Source organism: Streptomyces morookaense, assembly GCF_013030945.1.
GTDB classification, from domain to species: Bacteria; Actinomycetota; Actinomycetes; order Streptomycetales; family Streptomycetaceae; genus Streptomyces; species Streptomyces morookaensis.
Genome location: NZ_JABBXF010000162.1, coordinates 1 through 5401, shown reverse-complemented (window position 1 = coordinate 5401; position 5401 = coordinate 1). Strand labels below are relative to the sequence as shown.

Below are 5401 nucleotides of genomic sequence, written 5' to 3'. Positions count from 1 at the left end.
GGCGGCGGCCGGCAGCCGCTCGCCGCGGCAGCCGGTGAGCGCGGCCCGCACCAGCGGGTTGGCCCGCGCGGCACGCAGCGTCCACAGGGCGAGGGCGGCGCAGCAGTCACCCGCGTCGGCGCCGTCGCGGGCGGTGTCGGCGAGGGAACGTTCCGCCCCGGCGAGGAAGGAGTCGGCCTCGCGGCGCACCAGGGCGCGCGCCAGGCCGTCCTTGCTGCCGAATTCGTTGTACAGCGTCTGCCGGGAGACCCCGGCCGCGGCCGCGACGTCGACCATCCGGACCCCGTGCCAGGGCCGGGCGCCGAGCGCCGTGAAGGCCGCGTCCAGCAAGAGTTCTCGTGCCGCGGGCATCGTCGCCTCCTGGGCCGTTCGGCCGCACGACGGTCGTGGCCACAGAATTGACGTACCGCCAGACGGTGTCAAGACCCACGGGCGGGCCGCACGTGCCGGGAGCGGGGCCGCGGGTAGTGTGCTTGCCATGTCCGACTACCACGATGATCTGCGTCTGGCCCATGTGCTGGCGGACGCCGCCGATGCGGCGACCATGGACCGGTTCAAGGCCCTGGACCTCAAGGTCGAGACCAAACCGGACATGACTCCGGTGAGCGAGGCGGACAAGGCCGCCGAGGAACTGATCCGCGGCCAGCTGCAGCGGGCCCGGCCGCGCGATGCGGTGCTGGGCGAGGAGTACGGCAGCGAGGGCGCCGGCCCGCGCCGCTGGGTGATCGACCCGATCGACGGCACCAAGAACTATGTGCGCGGGGTGCCGGTGTGGGCCACGCTCATCTCGCTCATGGTGCACGGCCCGGGCGGCTACCACCCGGTGGTGGGCGTCGTCTCGGCCCCGGCGCTGGGCCGCCGCTGGTGGGCGGCGCAGGGCTCCGGCGCATACACCGGGCGCAGCCTCTCCTCGGCGACGCGGCTGCAGGTCTCGCGGGTCGGGCGGATCGAGGACGCGTCCTTCGCGTACTCCTCGCTCTCGGGCTGGGAGGAGCGCGGCAGGCTGCCGGGCTTCCTGGACCTCACCCGGAACTGCTGGCGCACGCGCGGCTACGGCGACTTCTGGCCGTACATGATGGTCGCCGAGGGCTCGGTGGACATCTGCGCGGAGCCGGAGCTGTCGCTGTGGGACATGGCGGCGAACGTGGTCATCGTCGAGGAGGCGGGCGGCCGGTTCACCGGGCTGGACGGGGCGCCGGGGCCGCACAGCGGCAACGCCGCGGCGTCGAACGGCCTGCTGCACGACGAACTGCTGCGCTACCTCGGGTCGTAAACTCCCCCTTTCCTCCACCGGACACCTCTTGTCCGCCTCCTGACGGCGTGTGAAGATGACACCCCGATGCTTGTGAACTTGTGAATCCCTGTTCGGGTTTCACGGTCCGCCAAGGAGGTGGCTGAAGGCCATGCTCGTCCGCGACGCCATGAGCACGGTGATCCTCACCATCGGTCCCGCACACACGCTCCGGCAGGCAGCGCGGCTGATGTCCGAGCGCAAGGTCGGTGCCGCCGTCGTCCTCGACCCCGATGCCGGCGGCCTCGGCATCCTCACCGAACGCGATGTCCTCAACGCGGTGGGGGCCGGGCTGGACCCGGACCGCGAGAAGGCCCAGGGCCACACGACGACCGATGTGGTCTTCGCGGCCCCCGGGTGGACCCTGGAGGAGGCCGCCGCCGCGATGGCGCACGGCGGCTTCCGGCACCTGATCGTCCTCGACCGCCACGAGGCCGTGGGGGTGGTGTCGGTGCGCGACATCCTGCGCTGCTGGGTGCCGCAGCGGACGTCGGCGGGCGCGCTGGCGGCGCGCTGAGAACGGCCGAAGAGGCCGGAGCCCCATGGCGTCCGGCCTCTTCGGTGGGTACGGCAAGCGTCCGTCAGCCCCTCAGGGCCTGGACAGCGGCTTCCAGTCGCTTGCCGTAGTCGGGGTCCGCCTGGCGGAAGTTGCCGATCGCCCGCTCGACGATGTCGTCGCGCAAGACCTTGGCGATGAAGCCGGCGAGGTTGGCGATCAGGCGCTCCTTCTCCGGCTCGGACATCAGCCGGTAGAGGTTGCCCGCCTGGACGAAGTCGTTGTCCTCGGCGTGCACGGGGGCGGGGTGGGTGCCCGTCGGCCCGGTGACGGGGGACGGCTGCCACAGCGGGCGGTCCGTCTGGACGGGGCCGCCGAAGCTGTTCGGCTCGTAGTTCTTCGCCCGGCCGTGGCGGCCGTCGTAGGCGTAGCCGTCCCGGCCGTTGGTGCGCGCGACGGTGGCGTGCGGGCGGTTGACCGGCAGGTGGTCGGCGTTGATGCCGACGCGGTAGCGGTGGGCGTCGCCGTAGGCGAAGAGCCGGCCCTGCAGCATCTTGTCGGGCGACGGGCCGATGCCCGGGACGAAGTGCGCCGGGGAGAAGATCGACTGCTCGACCTCGGCGAAGATGTTGTCGGGGTTGCGGTTGAGCTCCAGCTTGCCGATCTCGATCGGCGGGTAGTCCTCGTGCGGCCACACCTTGGTGAGGTCGAAGGGGTTGAAGCGGTAGTGCGCCGCCTCCTCCGCGGGCATGATCTGCACCTGCACGGTCCAGCTCGGGAACTCGCCGCGGTCGATGGCCTCGCGCAGGTCCCGCTGGTGGCTGTCGGGGTCCTCGCCGGCGACCCGGGCGGCCTCGGCCGCGGTCAGGTTCTTGATGCCCTGGTCGGTCTTGAAGTGGTACTTGACCCAGAAGACCTCGCCGGCCTCGTTGTTCCACTGGTACGTGTGCGAGCCGTAGCCGTTCATGTGGCGGTACGAGGCCGGGATGCCGCGGTCGCCGAAGAGCCAGGTCACCTGGTGGGTGGACTCGGGCGACAGGCCCCAGAAGTCCCAGACGTTGTCCGCCTCCTGGGAGCCGGTGTACGGGTCGCGCTTCTGGGTGTGGATGAAGTCCGGGAACTTGATGGCGTCCTTGATGAAGAACACCGGGGTGTTGTTGCCGACGAGGTCGTAATTGCCCTCCTCGGTGTAGAACTTGAGCGCGAAGCCGCGGGGGTCGCGCACCGCGTCCGCCGAGCCGAGGTTGCCCGCGACGGTGGAGAAGCGCAGGAACGTCTCCGTCTGCTTGCCCACCTCGGAGAGGAACTTCGCCCTGGTGTACCGGGTGACGTCCGCGGTCACCGTGAACGTGCCGTACGCACCGGCGCCGCGGGCGTGCACGACGCGCTCCGGGATGCGCTCGCGGTTGAAGTGCGCGAGCTTCTCCATCAGCAGCTGGTCCTGCACCAGGACGGGGCCGCCGACGCCCGCGGTCTCGCTGTTCTGGTTGTCCGCGACCGGAGCTCCGGACTCCGTGGTCAGCGGGCCCGTGGTCGTTGCCGCCTCGCCGTTCGCCGTCACGTATGCCTCCGTCGTCTCGACTGCCTCGCCGGGCCGTCTGGCCTCGTCTCGAAAGCGATCCTACATTGGACTTAGTCCAAGTCAAGATGAGAGCAACCTGAAGACCGAATCCATGGATGGACGAGGGCCACTGCTACGCTGGTCCTATCTGACTGATAGGTGAATGGCATGAGTGACCTGCTGGAACGGCTCCGGGGACGTGGCTGGCGGCTGACCGCACAGCGGCGCGTCGTCGCGGAAGTGCTCGACGGGGACCACGTCCACTACACCGCGGACGAGGTCCACGCCAGGGCTGCCGAGCTGCTGCCGGAGATCTCGCGCGCGACGGTGTACAACACGCTCGGGGAGCTGGTCTCCCTCGGCGAGGTCCTCGAGGTGAGCACGGACGGCCGCGCCAAGCGCTACGACCCCAACGCACACCACGCGCACCAGCACCTGGTGTGCTCCCGCTGCGGCACGATCCGCGACGTCCACCCGGCCGGCGACCTGCTGGCGGGCCTCCCGGCCGGCGAACGCTTCGGCTTCACGGTCTCGGCGGTCGAGGTGACGTACCGCGGCATCTGCCCCGGCTGCGCGGCCACGGCATGACGAAGGGCCCGGATCCACTGGATCCGGGCCCTTCGTGAGCAGTAGCGGGGACAGGATTTGAACCTGCGACCTCTGGGTTATGAGCCCAGCGAGCTACCGAGCTGCTCCACCCCGCGTCGGTGAACCCACCTTAACCCCCGCGTGACAGGAGAAGCAAACCGCTTCCCTCACGCCGTGAGCTCCTGCTGCAGCGCGTCCCGCAGCCGGGCCGCCCGCTCGGAGACCTCCGCAGGGCCCAGCTCGACCGCGTGGGCGCACCACATCTGCCCCTCGGCCAGGTCGCCCCGGCGGGCCGCCAGCAGGGCGAGCCGCAGGGCGGCGCGCCCGTGCCCGGCCTCGGCGGCCCGGGCCCACCACATCGCGGCCTCCGGCTCGCTGCCCTCGCGGGCCAGCAGCAGCCCCAGGTTGAAGGCCCCGTTGCGGCTGCCCGCCTCGGCCGCCTCGCGGTACCAGTGCGCCGCCTCGACCACGTCGCCGCGCTCGGCGACGAGCATGCCGAGGCGCACCTGGGCGCGCCGGTGCCCCTGCCGGGCGGCCACCTCGTACCACTCCTCGCTCTGCGCCCGGGTGTCGTCGTCGCGGTCGAGCAGGGCGCCCAGCCGGAACGCCGCCTCCGCGCTGCCGCCGCGCACGGCGATGCGCAGATGCCGCTCGGCCTCCCCGTCCTCGGCGCCGCCGTCCCGCAGCAGGGCCATGGCGACCTGGAGGGCCGCCTCCGTGTGCCCGGCCGCGGCGGCGCGCTCGTACCACTGGAAGGCCAGCTGCTCCTCGTCCCGCCCGGCGTAGAGGATGCCCAGGTTGAACGCGGCGTCCACGCTGCCGGCCTCGGCGGCCTTGGAGAACCACGGCTCGGCGCCGGCCGGGTCGCCGCCCTGGAGCAGCAGCACGGCCAGGGCGTTGGCGGCCTCCCGGTGCCCGGCGTAGGCGGCGCGGCGGTACCACTGCTCGGCCTGCGCGGTACGGCCCTGCTCGGCGCAGAGCAGGCCGAGGTTGTACGCGCCGTTGACGTCGCCCGCGTCCAGGGCGGCGCGGTACCAGCGTTCGGCCTGCTGGGCCTCGCCGCGGTCGGCGTGCAGGGCGCCCAGCGCGTTGGCCGCGTTGCCGTCGCCCTCCTGGGCGGCGCGGCGCCACCAGACGGCCGCGCTGTCCAGGTCCCCGGCGTCGCGCAGCAGGAAGCCCAGGGCACAGGCGGCGCGCGGCTCCCCGTCCTTGGCGGAGGTCAGGTACCAGCGGGCGGCCTCCTGGGTCTCGCCGCGTGCCTCCAGCAGGGTGCCGAGGTGCAGGGCGGCGCGCCGGTGGCCACGGGCGGCGGCCTGCCGGTACCACTGCTCGGCCTCGCCGGCCGGGCCGTCGGTGCGCGGGCCCTTGGCCGCGTGGGCGCGCAGGTCGCGCACGGAGGTGTCCCCGCCGCCCGCGCTCACCTGCCGGGGGATGGCGGGGCCGAGGCCGCCGGCGAGCCCGCCGG

At 72.6% G+C, this 5401-nt stretch carries 6 protein-coding genes and 1 tRNA gene; 3 read left to right on the top strand and 4 right to left on the bottom strand.

The genetic code is table 11. The features are described 5' to 3' along the window. On the bottom strand, window positions 1-351 hold a 351-nt coding region (locus tag HG542_RS33800), incomplete at its 3' end, for a TetR/AcrR family transcriptional regulator (RefSeq protein ID WP_171088223.1). Window positions 352-478: 127 nt separating this feature from the next. Between HG542_RS33800 and hisN the strand changes: the two genes are divergently transcribed. Both hisN and HG542_RS33790 read left to right on the top strand, forming a co-directional pair. Beyond that, the gene (gene hisN, locus HG542_RS33795) at window positions 479-1273 is read left to right on the top strand and encodes a histidinol-phosphatase (protein ID WP_171088220.1); all 795 of its coding nucleotides are present in this window, start codon (window positions 479-481) and stop codon (window positions 1271-1273) included. A gap of 130 nt (window positions 1274-1403) precedes the next feature. Next, a complete protein-coding gene (locus tag HG542_RS33790; protein WP_171088218.1) occupies window positions 1404-1808 on the top strand; it encodes a CBS domain-containing protein in 405 nt (134 codons plus the stop codon). Between the two features lie 64 nt (window positions 1809-1872). Here HG542_RS33790 and HG542_RS33785 read toward each other — a convergent pair whose 3' ends face one another. Then, window positions 1873-3348, bottom strand: coding sequence for a catalase (locus HG542_RS33785; RefSeq protein WP_171088216.1), 1476 nt, complete (start codon window positions 3346-3348; stop codon window positions 1873-1875). 168 nt (window positions 3349-3516) lie between these two features. On the opposite strand from HG542_RS33785, the gene HG542_RS33780 reads away from it, so the two are divergent. Beyond that, a complete protein-coding gene (locus HG542_RS33780) occupies window positions 3517-3936 on the top strand; it encodes a Fur family transcriptional regulator (protein WP_171088214.1) in 420 nt (139 codons plus the stop codon). A 42-nt stretch (window positions 3937-3978) separates the two neighbouring features. On the opposite strand, the gene HG542_RS33775 is transcribed toward HG542_RS33780, so the two are convergent. Next, window positions 3979-4052: transfer RNA gene (locus HG542_RS33775), tRNA-Met, on the bottom strand. A 51-nt stretch (window positions 4053-4103) separates the two neighbouring features. Further along, window positions 4104-5401, bottom strand: a 1298-nt coding sequence (locus HG542_RS33770; RefSeq protein WP_171088212.1) for a tetratricopeptide repeat protein, incomplete at its 5' end; no start/stop codon positions are given.